The organism is Nocardia sp. NPDC004068 (assembly GCF_042874315.1).
In the GTDB taxonomy this organism is placed as follows: domain Bacteria; phylum Actinomycetota; class Actinomycetes; order Mycobacteriales; family Mycobacteriaceae; genus Nocardia.
In genome coordinates this window covers 235,919-255,084 of record NZ_JBIAMW010000003.1, presented here as the reverse complement: position 1 = coordinate 255,084, position 19,166 = coordinate 235,919, and the positions used below count along the sequence as shown (strand labels likewise).

Below are 19,166 nucleotides of genomic sequence, written 5' to 3'. Positions count from 1 at the left end.
CATGTGAAACGCCCGATCGTCGGATCCGACGCCGTAGCGTGGCGGGTGTGAGTACGACGGAACTGCCGCGCCTGCACTCCACCACCGGGCGGTGGATCGTGCTGGCCACCGTTCTCGGCTCGTCGGTGGCCGCGCTGGACGCCACGGTCGTCAATATCGCCCTGCCGCGGATCGGGGAATCGCTGCACACCGGGGTGTCCGGGCTGCAATGGACGTTGTCCGGGTACACCCTCACCCTGGCCTCGTTCATCCTGCTCGGCGGCTCGCTCGGCGACCGGCTCGGGCGGCGGCGCGTATTCGTCTGGGGCACAATCGGTTTCGCGCTCGCCTCGGTGCTGTGCGGGGCGGCGGTGAATATCGAGATGCTGGTCGCGGCGCGGATCGTGCAGGGTGTGGCCGGCGCGCTGCTGACCCCGGGCAGCCTCGCGCTCATCTCGGCCTCCATCGACGACCGCGATCAGGGCGCGGCGATCGGGCTGTGGTCGGGATTCGGCGGGATCGCCGGGGCGCTCGGGCCGTTCCTGGGCGGCTGGCTGATCGAGGTGGCCACCTGGCGCTCGATCTTCCTCATCAATCTGCCGCTGGCGGCCGTGGTGGTGGCGGTGGCGGTGCGGCACGTGCCCGAGAGCCGCGATCCGCACGCGCCCGACCGCCTGGACGTGCCGGGCGCGGTGGTGGTCGCGCTCGGGCTGGGCGCGCTGACCTTCGGGCTGATCGAGGCGATGGCGCTGCCCGCGGTGGCCGGGCTGGTCCTGCTGGCCGCCTTCGTGGCGATCGAGGTGCGCAGCGATCATCCGCTGGTGCCGCCCGCGCTGTTCACCGGGCGCGGCAAGGTGCCGCTCGATCCGGGGCGGGCGCGGCCGCGGGTGTTCACCGCCGCCAATCTGGTGACCTTCGCGGTGTACGCGGCGCTCGGCGGCGTGTTCTTCCTGCTGGCCCTGCAATTGCAGCAGGTGGCGGGGTTCTCGCCGCTGGCCGCCGGGGTGGCGACGCTGCCGATCACGCTGATCATGTTGGTGGTCTCGGCCCCGGCCGGGCGCTGGGCGCAGCGGCACGGGGCCCGGCTGCCGATGACCGCCGGCCCGGTGCTGGCCGCGGGCGCGACGCTGTTGTTGTTGCGGATCGGGCCCGGCTCGTCGGGGGTGCGGGGCTATCTGCTGGATGTGCTGCCCGGCGTGCTCGTCTTCGGTCTGGGACTGTCCGCGCTGGTCGCCCCGCTGACGGGCGCGGTGCTCGGCGCGGTGCCGCCCGGCGAGTCCGGCATCGCCTCCGGGGTGAACAACGCCGTGGCCCGCACCGCCCAGCTGCTGGCCGTCGCCGCGCTGCCGGGCCTGGCCGGGATCTCGGGTTCGATCCAGGACGCCGCGGCCATCGACCACGGCTTCACCGTGGCCATGCTGATCTGCGCGGCGCTGCTGCTGATCGGCGCGGCGCTCGCGGCGGTGCTGCTCGGCACGCCGCGCGAATCCCGCACGCCCCGCCTGGAACAGGTCGACTGCCTGCCGCACTGCGGCGTGACCGGTCCGGCCGTGCAGCCCGAACACTCCTGAACACGGAACGGGGCGGCGATCCGACCCCGGATCACCGCCCCGCCGTGGCACGTTCGGCTCAGATGGGCCGGAAGCCCGCTCCCACGTCGCCGCGCGCGTTCATATCGCCGGTGATGGCCGACATGTTGGTGCCGACCTCGGGTCCGAAGCAGGCCACCGCCAGGTACGCGTTGACCATGCCGACCAGCGTGCTGCCGACCACGACCGGCGCGCCGGAGTCGCCCTCGACGACGCACATCTGGGTCCAGGTCTCGTCGGTCTGGAACACATCGCCCCAGGCGATACCGCAGGTGTTACCGGTGGTCCGGCCCTCCTTGCAGACGATCATCGGGAAGGCCGCGGGCGCGCCCAGACCGGTGATCGTGACATTGCCGATCCGGTTGACCGGGACGATGCGCCCCTCGTCGAACTGGATGACCGCGTAGTCGAGATCGTGGTTGGAGTAGGCGAAGTGCCCGATCACCCCGGCGCCGCGATCCTGCTCGGCGACCACCGCCGCACCGGCCTCGCCGCAGTGCCCGGCGGTCAGCCCGACCAGCCGGCCCGCGCCGTCGCGGCCCACCGTGGTCACGGTGCATTCGTATTCGTTGTTGACGATGATGCCCGAACCACCGCCGATCACCGGCCCGGGATCGGCGTGCGCGACTCCCGCGCCCGTCCCCAGCAGCGCCGCGCCGAGGGCGACGGCGAAGGCGGCCCGGGCCGCCCTGGCGAGTTGTGTGAACATGTCCCTCCAGATGTCGGAAGTCGCACGATATCAAGCCACGTAGTTACTACATCCTGTCAGGATTCGAGCGCTCCCGCGCTTTCGACCTGCGCAATGTTTGCTGCATCGATGCCCGGGACCGACCCGTTACGGGGCGATCGGCGCGTCCGATTCGACCGCCTCACCGGCGCGTCGCATCCGCGGAGCGCGCCCGAATGGGCCATCGTCTCGATACGCTCGGGGGGCCTTGTTTCCCCCGAACCAATTTCGATAAACCACATCCGAGAAATTCTTCCCGATCCGCTCGGACACTCGGACATTTGTTCATTCGAGTAGAACGGGTTCTAGAATTTCGCCCTTGACCTTGTGGTATCTCCCAACGAGATGTTCCGCATCACAGCTGTTGACAGAACGTGATCTGGGTCTATGACCGCAAGCACACTTTATGGTGTGTTTTTCCTAACTCCGTAGTAAGGTGCGTCAAGCAAACAGTCGTCGGGGCGGGTAACCGGCGTCGAGAGGGGTTAGTCAGTGCAGTTCACGAACAGTCCACCCACACGGTCCCGAATGAGCGGAGCGGTCGACTGGACGAGGTCGTACTGGCAGGACCATCCCAAGCGGTCCCTGGAGACCTTCGGCCGTCAGATCGTCATGGGGATCGCCGCGATCGCGGAGCTGTTCGTCTCGATCTTCCGCGGCCGCTTCCCGTTCAACGAGTTCGTGCGGCAGTGCGGCTTCATGGCCAACGTCGCCGCCGCGCCGACGCTGCTGGTCGCGATCCCGATCGGCGTGATCGTCTCCATCCAGGTCGGTTCGGTCGCCGGACAGGTCGGCGCGACCTCGTTCATCGGCGCGGCCAACGGCCTGGGCATCATTCAGCAGGGCGCGCCGCTGGTCACCTCGCTGATGATCGCGGGCGCGGTCGGCTCGGCCATCTGCGCCGATCTCGGCTCGCGCACCATCCGCGAGGAGATCGACGCCATGAAGGTGATGGGCGTCGACCCGCTGCGCCGGCTGGTGACCCCACGCCTGGGCGCGGCCATGCTGGTCTCGGTGCTGCTGTGCGGCTTCGTCATCTTCGTCGGCTTCCTCACCGGCTATGTCTTCAACGTCTTCGCCCAGAACGGCACCCCCGGCTCCTACGTGGGTACGTTCTCCTCGTTCGCGGTTACCACCGATCTCCTCGTGGCGCTCATCAAGTCGCTCATCTTCGGTCTGCTGGCGGCCATCATCGCCTGCGATTCCGGACTGAACACCCGCGGCGGCCCGGGCGGCGTCGCGAACTCGGTCAACACCGCCGTGGTGTTGTCCGCCGTGATGCTGTTCGGTGTGAATGTGATCCTCACGCAGATCTACAACACCCTGTTCCCTCCCCAGGTGGTCTGAGCCGGTGTCGTCAACCTATGTTCCGCCGCTACTGCGGCCTCTGCAGCGGATCCGCGCGTCCGCGAGCGCCCCGCGCGACTGGCTCGCGCGCATCGGCCATCAGGTGTTCTTCTTCCTGCGGTCGATCGGCTCGATCCCGTTGGCGTTCAAGCACTATCCGAAGGAGGTCTGGCGCCTGCTCTCGGATGTGACCTGGGGCAACGGCAACCTGATCGTCGGCGGCGGGACCATCGGCATCGTGCTGATCCTCAGCGCGTTCGGCGGTATGACCGTCGGCATCCAGGGTTACAACTCGTTGAATCTGCTGGGCCTGGGCCCGATCACGGGCGCGGTGTCGGCCTTCGCGACCACCCGCGAACTCGGTCCCATGCTGGCCACGGTCGCCTTCGCCGCGCAGGCGGGCTGCCGGTTCACCGCGCAGCTGGGCGCGATGCGCATCTCCGAGGAGATCGACGCGCTCGAGGCGCAGGCCATCCGGCCGCTGCCGTACCTGGTCAGCACCCGCATGGTCGCGGCGATGATCGCGATCGTGCCGCTGTACTGCCTGGCGCTGCCGTTCGCCTACATCACCTGCTCGCTGACCGTGCAGCTGATCGGCGGCACCGCGACGGGCACCTTCCAGCACTACTTCTATCAATTCCTGATCCCGCACGACGTGCTGTGGTCGCTGCTCAAGGCGATCGTGTTCGTGGCGATCACGACGTTCATCCAGTGCTACTACGGGTTCTTCGCCTCCGGCGGCCCGGAGGGCGTGGGCGTGGCGGCCGGCCGCGCGATCAAGCTGTGCATCATCGCGGTCGTCTTCGCCGACCTGTTCGTCACGTTGGCCGTATGGGGCGTCAACCCCGGCATCAGGATCTCCGGGTAGGGGCGGGTACATGATCATCGATCCGAGTGGCCGCGGACCGACGATGCGGCAACTGCTCATCGCGGGACTGTGCGGTCTGGTGGTGTTCGCGCTGGTTCTCGCGCTGCTGATGGCGCGGTACAAGGGCTACATCATGCATCCCAAGGTCGACGTCACCGCGAATATGGCGACGACCGGCGACGGCCTGCCCGCCCAGGCGGACGTGAAGTTCCGCGGCGTGCTGGTGGGCACGGTCAAGGACGTGTCGGTCGCGGCCCGCGGCGAACAGCAGCAGGTGCACATCGAGATGAAGCCGGAGTACGTCTCCGACATCCCGGCCAATGTCACCGCGCGCGTCGTCCCGAGCAACCTGTTCGCCGTCACCTCCGTCGAACTGGTCTACAACGGCCCGGATTCGGCGTTCCTGCACGCGGGTTCGCAGATCCCCGAGGACCGCAGCGAGGGCACCATCGCCCTGCAGGACACCCTGACCAACGTCCGGGCCATCCTGAACAAGATCGATCCGGTGCAGCTGGGCCGGGTGCTGAGCACGCTGTCCTACGCGCTCGACGGCAGCGGCCGGGTGCCGGGGTCGACCGTGGAACGGCTGGACACCTTCCTGACCCAGGTGCGCGCCGCGGTCCCGAACGTGGACCAGACCCTGAACGACTTCTCCGCGTCGTTCCACGCGCTCAACCAGTCCGCGCCCGATCTGATGCAGGTGCTCGCCGATTCGGTGCAGACCGCGCGGACGATCTCCGACAAGCGCGCGGAGCTGGCGAACCTGCTCACCGGGACCGCCGCGACCACCGACAAGGTCAACGCGCTGTTCGCCCGCAATCCCGATGTGGGCAAGCAGCTCACCGTGGGCACCGCCGACATGTTCGGCGCGCTGACCTCCCAGCCGGACGCGCTGCCGCAGGCCATCTCGAACCTCAACAAGTCGCTGCGCCAGCTGAACACGGTCTTCCACTGGGGTCCGCAGCGGCAGATGGTGTGGAACGTCGGCATCACGCTGACCCCGTTCAAGCCCTACGACCGCTCCGACTGCCCGCGCTACGGCGAGCTGGCCGCGCCGAGCTGTGCCACCGCACCGCTCGAGGCGACCCTGCCGCCGCTGCCGGATTCGCTCGAGCCGCGCGCGCTGGACTCCGCCAAGGGGCTGCCCCCGGCGGTGCCGATGCCGGGCCTGCCCGCCATCCCCGGCTACACCGCGCCCGCGGATCCGACCGCGCAGAACACCGCGCAGCCGGGCAACCCCCTCGCGGGCACCCCGCTGGCGGGCCTGTTCCCGATGCTGGGCCTGCCCGTTCCGGGGCAGCCCGCGCCGAATCCGCAACCCGTGCCCACCCCGGCCGCCGCGCCGGCGGGCACCGCGGCGAAGCCGATCGCCTACACCGGTGACGCCGCCGTCACGGCGCTGCTGGGCCGCGCGCCCACCACCGCCGAGTACCTGTTGTTGAGTTCGATCCTGAGGGGCGGAACCTTGCAAGTCACCGAGGGTGGTGCCGCCTGATGAGCATTCGCAAACCGCTGATCGGGTTCGGCATCTTCGCGCTGGTGTCGATCCTGGTGACGGTCGTGGTGTGGAATACGTTGGCGCGCACGGTATCCGGCACGACCAACACCTACAACGCGACCTTCACCGACGTGCTCGGGCTGCGCGAGGGCGACGACGTCCGCATGGCGGGCGTGCGGGTCGGCAAGGTCGACAAGATCGAACTCGACAAGGCCCACCACGCCAAGGTGACCTTCGAGGTGCAGAACGACCAGACCCTCTACGGAAACACCAAGGCGCTCATCCGCTATCAGAACCTGATCGGTCAGCGGTACGTGGCGCTCGCCCCGGGCAAACAGGGCGACACCATGCCGCTGCGGAACAAGAGCGCGATCCCGCTGGAACGCACCGAGCCGTCGTTCGACATCTCGGGTCTGCTCAACGGCTTCCAGCCGCTGTTCGAGGTGTTGCAGCCGGAACAGGTGAACAGCCTGTCCAACACCTTCGTCCAGGCCCTGCAGGGAGACGGGGTCTCGTTGAGCGCCTTCATCACCCAGGCGGCCGCGGTCGCCGGTGACTTCCAGCGCCGCGACGCGATCCTGTCCGACGTGATCACCAACCTCTCGGCCGTGATGCAGGGACTGGCGAAACGAGGTGACGAATTGGAGACGCTGGTGACCCAGACCCGGGCACTGATCGGCGGCCTGTACGACCAGGGCCAGTCGCTGCAGAACTCGACGGTCGCGATCGCCACGGCGACAACGTCTCTGGTGGATATGGTCGGCCAGGTGCAGCCCAAGCTGCGCGACGCCCAGAACTCCACCCGGGACGCGTTGACGCTGCTGCTCGAGAACGGCGCCAAACTCGACCAGGCCGCGATCGACCTGCCGGACCTGCTGTCGAACATCGGCCGGTTCACCTCCGAGGGCGCCTACGCCAACGCCTACGCCTGCTCGCTGGACGTCTCGCTCTACGGCATCCTGCTGCCGCGCGGCATCCTCACCCAGATCGGCGGCCAGTCGCATTCGGCGGTGTGCCGCCCATGACGACACTGCGCGAACGCTTCTCCGCCAACCGCTACTTCTGGCTCGGCATCATCGGCGCCCTGCTGATCGTCGTGCTGCTGGTCGCGTCGAGCACCTACAAGAAGCTGGGCATCGGAACCCAGGACATCAAGGCCGAATTCGTCCAGTCCGCGGGCGTCCGCGTGGGCGACAAGGTCGATGTCGCGGGCGTGCCGGTCGGCACGGTGTCCGGCGCCGAACTCGAGGGCGACCACGTGCTGGTCACCCTCCAGATCAACAACGACGTGAAGCTGGGTCCCGACGCCCGCGCCTCGATCAAGATGGCGACCCTGCTCGGCGCCCGCTTCGTGGCGCTGGAGCCGGGCGACGGATCGGGGCTGAAGGGCAAGCGAATCCCCAAGAGCAACACCGCGGTTCCCTACGATCTCGCCGACGTGGTGCAGATCGGCACGCCGAAGTTCGAGGCGCTCGACACCCAGAAGCTCGCCGAGTCGTTCAAGGTGCTCGGCGATCAGATCGACGGCTCGCCGCAGCTGACCGCGCAGGCCCTCGACAGCGTCGGGGCGCTCGCCAACACGATCAATCAGCGTCGCGCGCAAGTGGATTCGCTGCTCAAGGATCTCGACCGGGTCACCAGGATCCTCGGCGACAACCGCAACAGCGTGCTGCTGGTCATCACCCAGGGCGAGGCCATCGCCAACCGGGTGATGGAACGTCAGGCCCTGCTGCGGCAGTTGCTGGACAACGTCGCCGCGCTGACCAAGCAGTTGCAGGCCATCGGCGCGGAGAACCAGAACCAGTTCGGCCCGACCATCGAACAGCTCAACACCATCGCCGAGGGGCTGCAGAAGAACAAGGACAACCTGGACCGGTTGCTGCAGATCATGCCGGTGTCGATCCGGTACTTCAACAACGCGGTCGGCAACGGCCCGTACGGCGAGGTCTCGCTGCCGTGGTTGTTCCCCGACAACTGGTTGTGCTTCGCCCGAGTTCTCGAGGGGTGCCAGGGATGAGAGTGAGCGTGCAAGCGCTGCGGACGGCCGCGAAGTCCTTCGTCGTCGGCGCGGTCGCGCTGGCGGCGGGCGGATGTTCGGTGCTGCCCGCGTCGGTGCAGGACGCGGTGGGTTCCAGCACCCACATCACCGCCGACTTCCGCAATATCGCGGGCATGTTCGAGGGCAATCCGATCACCGTGCTCGGCCTCGAGGTCGGCAAGGTGGAGAAGATCGTGCCCAAGGGGCAGTACGCCGAGGTCCACATGGTGGTCAAGGGCGATGTGAAGCTGCCGAAGAACGTGGTGGCGGCGCTGATCTCGCCCTCGATCGTCACCGACCGCCACATCGAGCTCACCCCGCGCTACACCGGCGGGCCGACGCTGCCCGACAACGCCCACCTGACCGTCGAGCAGACCCGCACGCCGGTCGAACTGGACACGCTGATCAAGACCATCGACCAGTTCACCGACGCGCTGAAGCCCGCGCCCGGCAACCAGGTCGGCCCGCTGTCGGGCACCCTGCTCTACGACATGGTCAACGGCCAGGGCGAGAAGATCCGCGACACCCTCAACGCGCTGTCGGGCGCGCTGAAGGTCGGCGTGGACAACAAGGACGCGGTGGCCACGATCATCATCAAGCTCAACGAGCTGACCACGATGCTGGCCGAGAACGACCAATCCGTCCGCGATTTCAGCAATCGGACCACCCAGCTGACCGGGCTGCTCGCCGAACAGGCCCCCGGCCTGCAGGCCACCCTCGACCAGCTGAACGGCTTCCTCGCCAATACCAGCGGCGGCTTCGGGCAGTACCAGCAGCAGCTGTCGTCCAGCCTGACCGGCCTGACCGCGGTCACCGATCAGCTGCGCCGCAACGCCACCGGTCTCACCGAGGTGACCGATCTGGCGCCGCTGCTGCTGCAGAACCTGGACCGTTCGGTGAACCGCCAGAACCACCACATCCGGCTGCACGCGCTGCTCGGTACCAGCCTGTCCGGTGAGCTCATCAGCGTGTTCTGCGAGAAGATCCAGATGCGCTCGGACGGCTGCCGCACCGGCAAGATCGAGGATTTCGGACCCGACCTGGGATTGACGGCGGCACTGTTGGGACTGACGCAATGACGCGAACGACACGACGAGCACGACTCACGCTCCGGCCCCGGCGCGCGCTGATCGCGCTGGCCGCCTCGCTCGGGGTGCTCACCACGGCGTCGGGCTGCGGCCTGACCGTGGACAAGCTCCCGCTGCCCAAACCCGGCGTCTCCGGCGACACCTATACGGTGCACGCGGTCTTCGCCAACGCGCTGAACCTGCCCGATCAGGCCAAGGTCAAGATCGGCGGCTCGGATGTCGGTGTGGTGAGCCACATTTCGACGAAGAACTTCCAGGCCGTCGTCGACCTGACCATCCGCAAGGACATCGAGCTGCCGGCGGGCACCACGGCCGAACTGCGGCAGGCCACGCCGCTGGGCGACGTCTTCGTCGCGGTCTCCAAGCCGAAGACCCAGCCGGGCGGGCAGCTGCTGAAGAACGGCGACACCATCGCCATCGAGCAGACCTCCGCCGGCGCGACCGTCGAGGAACTGCTGCTGTCGATCTCCATGCTGTTCAACGGCGGCGGCGTCGCGGCCCTGGGCAAGCTGACCGCGGAGCTGAACTCCGTGGTCGGCGGGCGGCCCGATCAGCTCGCGGATCTGATCCGTCAGATGACCAGCGTGACCACCTCGCTGCACGCCAACAGCGACCGGATCGACGCCACGCTCGCGGGTTTCAGCGCGCTGACCAACACCATCGAGGCCCGGCACAACGAGCTCGGTCAGGTGGCCGACACGCTGCCCGGCATGATCGGCACCATCGCCGAGAACAACAAGCAGATCGGCGATCTGCTGACCAAGGTGTCCACCGCGAGCAACGCCCTCGGCGACTACTCCGCCACCACGGGCAAGCAGCTGGGTGACCTGCTCGACAGCGTGCGCACGCTGATGGACGCGCTGTCGCACACCCGCGACAGCTTCGCCCCGCTGCTGGACGCCTTCCACGACATCCGGCCCGGTATCGACTCGACCTTCCGGGGCAACTCGCTGGCCGCGCTGGTCACCATCACCAACCTGGACGCGGCGGTGCTGACCGATCCGGCCAACGGCAAGTTCTTCGATCTGCGCGATGTGCAGGATCTGCAGGGCAGCCTGATCCAGGTGCTGCAGATCGTGTACGGCCGAGTGACGGGGGGCCACCGGTGAGCTGGCTGACCAGACACAAACTGCTGCTGTCGAACGTGGGCCTGGTGCTCGCGCTGATCGTCGGCGCGACCTACCTGACGATCACGGTCATGCGGGTCAATCCGCTGCGGCAGACCTACACCGTCACGGTGAACCTGGATCGCTCCGGCGGTCTGCAACCCGGCAACGACGTGACCCTGCGCGGTTACCGCGTCGGCAAGGTGAACTCGATCAAGCTGGTCGATCGGGGTGGCGCGATCGCGGCCGAGGCCGAGATCGACAGCCGCTACAAGATCCCCACCGACACCACCGTCGCGGTGCAGGCGCTCTCCGGCGCGGGCGAGCAGTACATCGACTTCCGGCCGCTGACCGACAACGGCCCGTTCCTGGCGAACGGTTCGGTGGTCACCTTCGATCCGCAGAAGGTGAAGACGCCGACCCCGGTCTGGTCGGTGCTGGACAACTCGACCGCGTTCTTCGACCAGATCGATCCGGACCGGTTCAATGTCATTCTGACCGAACTGGATACGGCCCTCAGCGGCGGACCGGATCAGCTGCGCAGCATGATCGACGCGCTGAGCCTGGTCACGGCGGGCTTGGACAATCTGCTGCCGCAGACCACCAACCTGCTGGCCAATCTGCGCACGATCGCCTCGACGACCTCCAACGCGCAGCCGGATCTCGCCACGCTGACGCACAATTCGGGCACGTTGCTGAACCAGTTCAACAACGCCAACGACGAATTGAAGCGGGTGCTCGACAGCGCGCCCGGACAGCTGGGACAGCTGGGCGAGGTGCTGGACAAGACCGCCGATCCGATCACCAGCCTGGCCAACAACTTCGTCGCCATCACGCGCGGCGCGCAGTTGCGGCTCCCGGCGCTGCGGGCGCTGTTCCCCGCGCTGGTGGTGGGCAGTTCCGCGGCGGGCGAGCCCGCGCACGACGGCGAGTTCCACACCATCGTCGACATCTGGCCCCGGCCGTTCTGCGACTACCAGACCCGGAAGAACCCGCCCTACGTCGTCCAGGACGGCACGATGCCGCGCTGGAACTACTGCGTGAATCCGCCCCCGGACCAGCAGATCCGTGGTTCGGCCAACGCGCCGCGCCCGGATATCCCCAACAACGGCGCGCAGATGCCGACCGGTGTCGATCCCAACGAGCGGACCCTGCCCCCGGTGCGGTGAGGCATACTCGCGCAGAGAATCGTGCGGCCCGGATCCGACCGGGCCGACCCGGCTACACGGTGTGCCTCGTGGCGCGCCGGGAAGGTGACTGATCGCTTCATGTCCGATGACGACGCTGCCAAGGACAAGACGAATACCGACGCCGAGGCGACCACGAAGGCGGCCGCCGAGTCCGATGCCGAGCGGACCGCGAAGGTTCCGGCGCAGTCCGAGGCGGCGGAGCCCACGGTGAAGCTGGAGACCGCCCCGCCCACCCAGGCCGAGGCCGCCGCGTCGGAGCCGAAGGCCGAACCGGCCGCCGAGCCGAAGTCGGGCGACGGCAAGCGTTCCTGGCTCCCGATCACCGCGGCCTTCGTGGCGGGCGTGCTGCTGGTCGCCGCCGTCACCGCGATCGTGGTCTTCTGGAAGCAGGCCCACGACCGCAAGGACGAGCTGGCCGCCCGTGCCGCCGCGACCCGGGCCGCGTGTGATTTCGGCAATGCCGTGGGCGCCTACGACTCGAAGAACCTCGACGACTACTTCAAGCGCGTCAACGACCTGTCCACCGGTGAGTGGGCGCAGTTCTTCGGCAGCGCGACCGACGCCCTCAAGCAGGCGATGCAGAGCGTGCAGGCGCGCTCGACGGTCGACGAGATCCACTGCGCCTGGGAGTCGGGCAACGACAGCGAGGCCAATGTCGTCGTGATGATCACCCAGCAGCAGAGCAACGCCGCCACCCCGCAGCCGCAGACGGTCACCCTGCCCGGCGTCGCCCACATGGAGAAGAAGGACGGGCGCTGGCTGATCTCGAAGTTCGACTCGCCGGTCAGCAAGGGCTCGGGCGGCGCGGCCGCCCCGGGCGCCCCCGTCGCGCCCGGCGACGCTCAGCAGCAGTCCGCTCCGGCCCCGAGCCCCGCGCCCGCCACGCCGGGCCGCTAGAACAGGGTCAGCGCGTCCGCCTCCGCGGCGGCGGTCGAATCGGCCGCCGCCGCAACCTTTTTCGGTCGCGGCGCGACGGCCACGGTCACCTCGGGCAGCGGCGTCGGCCGCGGCGCGACGGCCACCGTTACCTCGGGCAGCGGCGGCAGATCGCTGATCCCGGTGGCCGGCGCCGCCGGATCGGGCGCGGCCGCGCGGGCCGCCTCGCCCGCCAGCTTGTCGGCCTGCTCGTTGAAGTAGTTGCCCACATGCCCGCGCACCCACCGGAACCGCACCGGCCCCGGCCGGGTCGCGATGGCGTGGTCGATGTGCCGGACCAGCTCCACGTTCTTGACCGGGCCGCCGGTCGCGGTACGCCAGCCGTTGAGCCGCCAGCTCGACAGCCACTCCGAGGCGCATTTGATGGCGTAGAGCGAATCGCTCTCGATGAGCAGCGGTTCGGTGTCGTGATGGGCGACGATCGCCTCGAACACCGCGCGGAGCTCGGCGACCTGGTTGGTGCCCGCGGCGGCCCCGCCGCTGCCGGACCCGCCCTCGTGGTTGACCCACGCCCAGCCGATGGCGCCGCCGGGATTCCGCAGGCAGGAACCGTCGGTACTCACGATGATCATGGTGGCCTACCCTACGCAATCCGACCGACAAGATCGGTCCCGTGGAATTCCTCGATCTCTCTTCGCAATTGCGCCTCGCTCCGCCGCACGGCCCCCGTGACGGCCGCGTCGATCAAGCGGGCGCACATCCGGGCGGTCATACCGCGCGGCGGGCGGTAGTCGGCCTCGGAGGTGAGCACCGAACGGCCGTAGCCGAGCGGGTCGAACCGGAGGGTGAGCGTGCCGAGCACCGCCGCGGGGGCATCGGACCGCGCGGGCGCCACCTTCCCCGGCCGGCGCCCGCGCAGCGTGTACCCGATGACCACGTTGCGGCGGTACTCGGTGATCTCACACTCGGCCGTGGAACGCCACAACCCGAGCCGGATGCCCGCGGCGTACACCGCACCCGGCCCGTGTCCGGCGTCGCCGACCGGTTCGAATGCGCTGACGCCGAACATCCAGTCCGGCACGAACAGGTGATTGTCCGTGTACGTGAACGCGACCTCCACCGGAGCCCCGACGTCGCTCGCGAACCTGATGTGGCCCATAGGCTTTGCTCCCTGTTCCACGGCTGCGACAAAAGTACTACAGGACTCCTCTTTATTGGACGATTCTCGCCGAAGAAACTCGCGCGCCCGGGCGTGTCGGGGAATCCGTGGCAAACGGTCAGTTGTTCAGCGATGCCACGATGTGTTCGGCGATCGGCAGCGCCGAGGTGGCCGCGGGCGAGGGCGCGTTGAGCACGTGCACCGTCCGGTCGGTCCGCTCGATCAGGAAGTCGTGCACGAGCGTGCCGTCCGCGGCGACGGCCTGGGCGCGGATGCCCGCCTCGCGCGGCAACAGATCGGCGAGCGTCAATTCCGGGCAGTACCTTCGGCATTCGGCCAGATAACCCCGCTTGAACAGCGAATTGCGCAGTTCCCGCAGCCCGGTGCGGACATGGGCCGCGGCCACCCGGTGAAATCCCCGATAGCCCAGCACCTCTCGCGCGTCGCGCGGATCGAAGCTGCCCTTGCGATACCCCTCCCGCGCGAGCCCGAGCACGGCGTTGGGCCCGACGGTCAGCTCCCCATCGATGGTCGGGCTCAGATGCACGCCCAGGAACGGCAATTCGGGATCGGGCACGGGATAGACGAGCGTGCGCACCAAACCCTTGCGATCGCCGGGCAACCGGTAGTACTCGCCGCGAAAGGGCACGATCCGCACCGGAATCCGCAGACCCGCCAGCCGCGCCACCCGATCGGCCTGCAACCCCGCGCAGGCCACCAGCCGCCGCGCCCGCCACGACCCGGCCGGACCCGAGACGGTGACCGCGTCCGAACTCTCGGCCACCGCGGTGACCTCCGCCCCGAACACGATCTCCCCACCGCCGGAACGGAATTCGTCGGCCAGCGCGGCGGTCACCCGGGTGTAGTCGATGATGCCGGTACTCGGCACGAACAGCGCGCCCACGCCCGTGACGTGCGGTTCGCGCCGGACCAGTTCGGCGGCGTCGAGCAGGTCCACCTCGACGCCGTTGGCGACCGAGCGTTCGTACAGCGCCAGCATCCGCGCGTGCTCGGCGGCGTCGGTGGCGACCAACAGCTTCCCGCACACCTCGTACGGAATGCCGTGCGCCGCGGCGAACTCCACGGTCCGCCGCGCCCCCTCGCGGCACAGCCGCGCCTTGAGGCTGCCGGGCTCGTAGTAGATCCCGGAGTGGATCACCCCGCTGTTGTGCCCGGTCTGATGGACCGCGAGCCGCCCGGCCTTCTCCAGCAGCAGCACGCTCGAGCCGGGGTGGGTCGCGCGGATGCGGTGCGCGGTGGCGACACCGACGATGCCGCCGCCGATCACGCAGTAGTCGTACACCCGGGCAGTGTCACACAGCCGGATCGGCCCAGCGCACGGAACGGTCGCCGAGCGCCGGATCCGTCAGCGTGACGGTGATCCGCCCGCTGCGGGTGTCCACCCCGGTGCTGAGCCGGGTCACCCCGGCCGACCCGGGCCGCTGCGTGAGCGCCGTGGTCACCGCCGCGGGCACATTCGTGTCCACCGTCATGGTGAGCGAATCCGGTTGATCGCGAACGACATTCGCCCCCACATAGGTGTCGCCGGGAAGCCGCACCCGGAGCGGGGCGGGACCGGTCTGCGGCGTGGCGGCCGTCGCCGCGCTCGCGGGGGCGGGTGCGGCGGGCGCGACCGGAACCGGGGCGGGCAGCGGCGGTTCGGCCACCGGATCCGGCAGGCGGCGGGTCTCCACCACCAGGCCGACCGGCGTGGAAATCGTTGCGGGCGTGCCCGATTCGCGGACGCGGGGCTCGTCGGCCGGGCCCGGTTCGACGCGGCCCGCGCCGGGTTCGCTGAATTCGGTGCCGGGGCCCAGCCCGCTCTGCGCGATCTGGTTGACGATGTAGGTCCCCGCCGCGACGGTCAAACCGATGCTGGCCATCCCCGCGGTGACGATCGCCGTGTGCTGGAGGATCTGGACCGAACGCCGGGTCGTGGTGCGGCGCCCGGTCGCGGAATGCTGCGACATCACGGTGCGTTCCTTTCCCTCTCCCCTCGGGGTCCCCCTGAATGCCGACTCGCACCGTTGAAAGCCGAACGCTTGTCCAGACTACTGCGCCGCGCGTGACCCCGTCGCGGGGGCTTGGCCAAGATCACAGTGTGAACGCGGACAATTGTCATAATCCGCGCGCGCGAATTTCTTTGTGGTCCAGGTGTTTCCGCTACGGAACCAGTGGGTAAACAGATAGTCAGCAGGCGAGCGCCCGCTTCGACTGCCAACTCGAAAACCTCCGGCCAACGGCGTCCGGTCGGCAACGGCACGGCGCACCCAGAGTTGGCGCTCGCCCGCTCCAGCTATCCGGCGAACTGTCCCGCCGCACGACCACTCCCGGCCGGACCCGCGAACGCCTGCGCGATGCCCAGCCACTCCGCCGCGTCCGCGCCCACGGCCGTGATCCCCAGGTCCTCGGGATGGCGGCGCTGGGTCACCAGCAGGCAGAAGTCCAGCGCGGACCCCTCGACCCGCTGCGCCGCGTCCTCGGGACCCCAGCTCCAGACCTGCCCGTCGGGCGCCCGCAATTCCACCCGGAACTCCTGGTCGGGCGGGGTGCGACCGTGCACCTGATAGGCGAAGTTCCGGGTCCGCACGCCGAGATGGGCGATATGGCGCAACCGCGCGGTCGGCGGCCGCACCGCACCGAGCGCGTCGGCCACGTCCTGTCCGTGCGCCCAGGTCTCCATCAGCCGCGCGCTGACCATCGACGCCGGACTCATCGGCGGCCCGAACCACGGCAGTTTGACGCCCGGCGGCACCGCGCGCAGCGCCTCGGCCAGCACCGCCCGGCCGCGCCGCCAGCGCGTCAGCAGCTCGGGCGCGGGCATGGCCGCGGTCTCCGCGGCGGCCTCGTCGACGAAGGTCAACACCCGCGGCGTCGCCTCGCGCACCAGCTCGCCGAACCCCTCGGCATCGGTGGCGGCCAGCGCCGCGACCTCGTCGGTCCAGGTCAGATGGCCGATCTGATGAGCGATGGTCCAGCCCTCGGCCGGGGTGGGCAGCGCCCAACGTTCCGGCGGCAGCGCGCCGACCAGCGCGTCCAGATCCGCGCATTCCGCGTCGAAGTCGGCGAGCAGCGCCGGGAGATCAACCACGCGTTCAGCATCGCAACGGCTCCGAAAAAATGCAAGCACGCGTGCTTGTTATTCACCAGCCAAACAGGATCAGATGCACCCCGCCGACCACCAGGCCGAGCACCGCCCCGTGCAGGTACAGCAGCCAGGCGTCCTGTTCGACCGAGGCGTAGAACATCTCCATGAACTCGCCGGGCGTGAGCTGCCGCAGTTTGCGGGTCGCGAAATCGTCGATCTTCCCGGCCTGTTCGCGCGCGAACTCCTCGTCCGCCACCAGACTCGGGGCGAGGCCGACGGCCGCGCTGGTGGCCCCGGCGGTGAGATTGTCGAACTGGCGGCGGCCGAAGGCCATCCGCACCACCGAGGTGGTCGGGCCGAGTTGGCGGTGGATCTCGTCGGAGATCAGATGCTCGATGAGCTGGCGGGTCTTGTCGCCGTTCGGCCCGTCGAGCAGTTCGTTCGCCAGATTGGGCAGGGTCAGCACCTGATAGGCCAGCAGGTGGCCGAGGTCGGCGGCGGCCTGCGGCTGCCGCTTGGCCAGCAGCGCCTGCCGCCACAGGTACTTGTAGCGCGGCTGGGGATCGCCGGGTTCGAACACCATCTTGATCGCGATCGCGTTCACCGCGACGCCGATCGCCGCGGCCGCCGCGAGCACCACGGCCCAGCCCGGAATCCAGCCGACGATCGGAATGTCGTGGTGCACTTGCATATACAGCGCGAGCAGCAGGCCGAACGGCGCGCCGAGCAGGCCGATCCGAATCATGAACCGCAGTTCCGGCGCGGCGATCGTGGTGGTCAGATCCTTGAGGATGTTCGGGTTCGCGCGCAGATAGCGGATGACGAAGCTCTTGATATCGATGAGCTGGTCGACATTGTCGCCGAGCTGTTCGAACGCCCGCCGGGTCAGTTCCGGCAATTCCCGCGCGATGCGCTGATAGAGCATCGCGCGCGCCGGACGCGGCACGGCCCGCCACAGCTCCGGATTCTCCCGCGTCATGATCTCGTCGACGATCGGCCGCACCCGCTCGCGGGCCACCTCGGCGATGTAGTCCGCGACGCCCTCGAGATCGAGTTCGTGGATGAAGTCCTTGGGACTGCCGATCCGCATGATGGCCATGTCCACGCAGATGCTGGCCATCTTCTCCGCCCGCGCGGGGATGAACCCCTGGAACCCGATCCGCCGCCCGTCCCCGGAGAACGTCGGCAGCACCTGCACCCGCCGCGGGAAATACGGATACAGCACCTGGAGTCCCGGAATCCGCACGCCCCGGAAGAAGACCGGCCAGAACAGCATGAGCACGCCGGTCCAGTTGGTCAGCCACCCGGCCAGCCCGCTGAAGATCGGAAAGGTGATCAGGTCCACGACGATCTTGGGCTGGCCGGTGAGGTGCTCCCAATCGATGAACACCCCACCCGCGAGTGTCGTCATCGTGGGAAGCCCCCTTGATCTGATCCGAACCTCGAGCTATTGGGACCCCAACGTTCTCATTGGCTTATGCGGGTGTCAATCGCGCGGTCACGGCTTCAGGACCAGGCGAATCGGATTGCCCTCCTTGGCCTCGAGCGAGTGCACGGCCTTGGCCGCGTCCGCGAGCGGCAGCACCCCGCTCACCGAGCGCGCGAAGTCGATGCGATGCAGGCGCTGCAACTGGACCAGCTGATCGACGTGCTCCGGCTGCGAACCGTAGTGCCCGCGCAGCTGCTGCTGGAAGAAGCTGAACATGGTCCCGTGCGTGATCGTGATCGGCTTGTCGGTCAGCCCGACCAGCACCAGCCGCCCGCCCGGCCCCAGGCACACCGCGGCCTGCTCCCGCACCGCGGGCACCCCGGCGAAGTCGAACGCCGCCGCCAGCCCCGCCCCGCCCGTCACCTCGAAAACCTTTGTGCGCAAATCGGATTCACCCGGATCGAAGGCGTGATCCGCGCCGAACTCCAGCGCCCGCTGCCGCGCCGCGGGCAACGGATCGACCGCGATGATCGGCGCCGCCCCGATCAGCCGCAACAACTGCACCCCGTGCGCCCCCAGCCCGCCCACGCCCCACACCCCGACGGGTTCGGCCGGGCGCACCTGCGCGGTCGCGGTGATCGCGGCCCACGGCGTCGACACCGCGTCGGGAATGAAACACGCCTGCTCGAACGGCAGATCGTCCGGCAGCGGCACCAGCGTGTCGACCCGCGCCAGCGCGTACTCCGCCCACCCCCCGTCGTAGTCCACCCCCCGCGTGAACACCGCCCCCTTGCGCAACTCCCCCGCCTGCAACACGACTCGATCCCCCACCTTCGCCTGCGACACCCCCGGCCCCAGCGCGTGCACGGTCCCCGCCACCTCGTGCCCGAGCGTGACCACATCCCCCTTCAGATACAGCGGCGTCAACGTCCCATCGATGAGATGCACATCCGACAGACACACCCCCGCCGCCTCCACCTTGATCAACACATGATCCGCCCCCGGCTCCGGAACCGGCACCTCCTCCACCTCGAGCCGACGTTCTGATCCCAGATGAAGACGTGCGGCCAGCATGCTCTCTCCTCGCGTCGGCGTCGACAGGTCGCCCCCGAGTATTCCACCGCCCCACCCGATAGCGACTCCCCTGAACTCGAGCTACCCTCTCGAAAGTATGTTCGAGAGCT

Annotated in this window: 17 protein-coding genes and 1 pseudogene; 10 read left to right on the top strand and 8 right to left on the bottom strand. The window is 68.8% G+C overall.

The features are described from left to right. Window positions 1-17: 17 nt before the first annotated feature. Window positions 18-1,550, top strand: a pseudogene (locus tag ACFYTQ_RS08750) (MFS transporter); the annotation flags it as partial. A 58-nt stretch (window positions 1,551-1,608) separates the two neighbouring features. On the opposite strand, the gene ACFYTQ_RS08745 reads toward ACFYTQ_RS08750, so the two are convergent. After that, window positions 1,609-2,277 carry a S1 family peptidase gene (locus ACFYTQ_RS08745; protein ID WP_387358403.1) on the bottom strand — a complete coding sequence of 223 codons (669 nt, stop codon included), beginning with the start codon at window positions 2,275-2,277 and terminating at the stop codon, window positions 1,609-1,611. Between the two features lie 546 nt (window positions 2,278-2,823). Between ACFYTQ_RS08745 and ACFYTQ_RS08740 the strand changes: the two genes are divergently transcribed. The 9 genes from ACFYTQ_RS08740 to ACFYTQ_RS08700 all read left to right on the top strand — a co-directional run bounded on the left by ACFYTQ_RS08740 (window position 2,824) and on the right by ACFYTQ_RS08700 (window position 12,327). Further along, window positions 2,824-3,642, top strand: a complete 819-nt coding sequence (locus ACFYTQ_RS08740; protein ID WP_387358401.1) for an MlaE family ABC transporter permease — start codon at window positions 2,824-2,826, stop codon at window positions 3,640-3,642. Window positions 3,643-3,646: 4 nt separating this feature from the next. Further along, the gene (locus ACFYTQ_RS08735) at window positions 3,647-4,510 is read left to right on the top strand and encodes an ABC transporter permease (protein WP_387358399.1); all 864 of its coding nucleotides are present in this window, start codon (window positions 3,647-3,649) and stop codon (window positions 4,508-4,510) included. Window positions 4,511-4,520: 10 nt separating this feature from the next. Next, on the top strand, window positions 4,521-6,005 hold the full coding sequence (locus ACFYTQ_RS08730; protein ID WP_387358397.1) for an MCE family protein: 1,485 nt from the start codon (window positions 4,521-4,523) through the stop codon (window positions 6,003-6,005). Beyond that, window positions 6,005-7,033 carry an MCE family protein gene (locus ACFYTQ_RS08725; RefSeq protein WP_387358395.1) on the top strand — a complete coding sequence of 343 codons (1,029 nt, stop codon included), beginning with the start codon at window positions 6,005-6,007 and terminating at the stop codon, window positions 7,031-7,033. Before ACFYTQ_RS08730 ends, ACFYTQ_RS08725 begins: the two co-directional genes overlap by 1 nt. Continuing rightward, window positions 7,030-8,025, top strand: a complete 996-nt coding sequence (locus ACFYTQ_RS08720; RefSeq protein ID WP_387358393.1) for an MCE family protein — start codon at window positions 7,030-7,032, stop codon at window positions 8,023-8,025. Before ACFYTQ_RS08725 ends, ACFYTQ_RS08720 begins: the two co-directional genes overlap by 4 nt. Next, window positions 8,022-9,125, top strand: coding sequence for an MCE family protein (locus ACFYTQ_RS08715; RefSeq protein WP_387358391.1), 1,104 nt, complete (start codon window positions 8,022-8,024; stop codon window positions 9,123-9,125). The genes ACFYTQ_RS08720 and ACFYTQ_RS08715 overlap by 4 nt, the downstream gene beginning before the upstream one ends. Next, window positions 9,122-10,243, top strand: coding sequence for an MCE family protein (locus tag ACFYTQ_RS08710; protein WP_387358389.1), 1,122 nt, complete (start codon window positions 9,122-9,124; stop codon window positions 10,241-10,243). Before ACFYTQ_RS08715 ends, ACFYTQ_RS08710 begins: the two co-directional genes overlap by 4 nt. Further along, window positions 10,240-11,409, top strand: a complete 1,170-nt coding sequence (locus tag ACFYTQ_RS08705; protein ID WP_387358387.1) for an MlaD family protein — start codon at window positions 10,240-10,242, stop codon at window positions 11,407-11,409. The genes ACFYTQ_RS08710 and ACFYTQ_RS08705 overlap by 4 nt, the downstream gene beginning before the upstream one ends. A 99-nt stretch (window positions 11,410-11,508) precedes the next feature. Further along, window positions 11,509-12,327, top strand: a complete 819-nt coding sequence (locus ACFYTQ_RS08700) for a hypothetical protein (RefSeq protein WP_387358385.1) — start codon at window positions 11,509-11,511, stop codon at window positions 12,325-12,327. On the opposite strand, the gene ACFYTQ_RS08695 is transcribed toward ACFYTQ_RS08700, so the two are convergent. From ACFYTQ_RS08695 to ACFYTQ_RS08665, 7 genes are all read right to left on the bottom strand, one after another. After that, window positions 12,324-12,938 carry a ribonuclease H gene (locus ACFYTQ_RS08695; RefSeq protein WP_387358383.1) on the bottom strand — a complete coding sequence of 205 codons (615 nt, stop codon included), beginning with the start codon at window positions 12,936-12,938 and terminating at the stop codon, window positions 12,324-12,326. The two genes, ACFYTQ_RS08700 and ACFYTQ_RS08695, sit on opposite strands and share 4 nt — an antisense overlap. Window positions 12,939-12,949: 11 nt before the next feature. Beyond that, window positions 12,950-13,465, bottom strand: coding sequence for an SRPBCC family protein (locus tag ACFYTQ_RS08690; protein WP_387358381.1), 516 nt, complete (start codon window positions 13,463-13,465; stop codon window positions 12,950-12,952). Window positions 13,466-13,583: 118 nt separating this feature from the next. Continuing rightward, the gene (gene lhgO / locus ACFYTQ_RS08685) at window positions 13,584-14,768 is read right to left on the bottom strand and encodes an L-2-hydroxyglutarate oxidase (RefSeq protein ID WP_387358379.1); all 1,185 of its coding nucleotides are present in this window, start codon (window positions 14,766-14,768) and stop codon (window positions 13,584-13,586) included. 10 nt (window positions 14,769-14,778) lie between these two features. Then, window positions 14,779-15,435 carry a hypothetical protein gene (locus tag ACFYTQ_RS08680; protein ID WP_387358377.1) on the bottom strand — a complete coding sequence of 219 codons (657 nt, stop codon included), beginning with the start codon at window positions 15,433-15,435 and terminating at the stop codon, window positions 14,779-14,781. 326 nt (window positions 15,436-15,761) lie between these two features. Beyond that, window positions 15,762-16,556, bottom strand: coding sequence for a TIGR03084 family metal-binding protein (locus tag ACFYTQ_RS08675; protein WP_387358375.1), 795 nt, complete (start codon window positions 16,554-16,556; stop codon window positions 15,762-15,764). 52 nt (window positions 16,557-16,608) lie between these two features. Further along, window positions 16,609-17,964, bottom strand: a complete 1,356-nt coding sequence (locus ACFYTQ_RS08670) for a hypothetical protein (RefSeq protein ID WP_387358373.1) — start codon at window positions 17,962-17,964, stop codon at window positions 16,609-16,611. Window positions 17,965-18,051: 87 nt separating this feature from the next. Further along, complete coding sequence (locus ACFYTQ_RS08665) at window positions 18,052-19,056, bottom strand: zinc-binding dehydrogenase (RefSeq protein ID WP_387358371.1); 1,005 nt, start codon at window positions 19,054-19,056, stop codon at window positions 18,052-18,054. Window positions 19,057-19,166 lie beyond the last annotated feature (110 nt).

Coding starts and splice junctions, on each gene's coding strand:
- ACFYTQ_RS08745 (WP_387358403.1), bottom strand. CDS start 2,277: ATGTTCACACAACTCGCCAGGGCGGCCCGGGCCGCCTTCGCCGTCGCC.
- ACFYTQ_RS08740 (WP_387358401.1), top strand. CDS start 2,824: ATGAGCGGAGCGGTCGACTGGACGAGGTCGTACTGGCAGGACCATCCC.
- ACFYTQ_RS08730 (WP_387358397.1), top strand. CDS start 4,521: ATGATCATCGATCCGAGTGGCCGCGGACCGACGATGCGGCAACTGCTC.
- ACFYTQ_RS08725 (WP_387358395.1), top strand. CDS start 6,005: ATGAGCATTCGCAAACCGCTGATCGGGTTCGGCATCTTCGCGCTGGTG.
- ACFYTQ_RS08720 (WP_387358393.1), top strand. CDS start 7,030: ATGACGACACTGCGCGAACGCTTCTCCGCCAACCGCTACTTCTGGCTC.
- ACFYTQ_RS08715 (WP_387358391.1), top strand. CDS start 8,022: ATGAGAGTGAGCGTGCAAGCGCTGCGGACGGCCGCGAAGTCCTTCGTC.
- ACFYTQ_RS08710 (WP_387358389.1), top strand. CDS start 9,122: ATGACGCGAACGACACGACGAGCACGACTCACGCTCCGGCCCCGGCGC.
- ACFYTQ_RS08700 (WP_387358385.1), top strand. CDS start 11,509: ATGTCCGATGACGACGCTGCCAAGGACAAGACGAATACCGACGCCGAG.
- ACFYTQ_RS08695 (WP_387358383.1), bottom strand. CDS start 12,938: ATGATCATCGTGAGTACCGACGGTTCCTGCCTGCGGAATCCCGGCGGC.
- ACFYTQ_RS08690 (WP_387358381.1), bottom strand. CDS start 13,465: ATGGGCCACATCAGGTTCGCGAGCGACGTCGGGGCTCCGGTGGAGGTC.
- ACFYTQ_RS08680 (WP_387358377.1), bottom strand. CDS start 15,435: ATGTCGCAGCATTCCGCGACCGGGCGCCGCACCACGACCCGGCGTTCG.
- ACFYTQ_RS08670 (WP_387358373.1), bottom strand. CDS start 17,964: ATGACGACACTCGCGGGTGGGGTGTTCATCGATTGGGAGCACCTCACC.
- ACFYTQ_RS08665 (WP_387358371.1), bottom strand. CDS start 19,056: ATGCTGGCCGCACGTCTTCATCTGGGATCAGAACGTCGGCTCGAGGTG.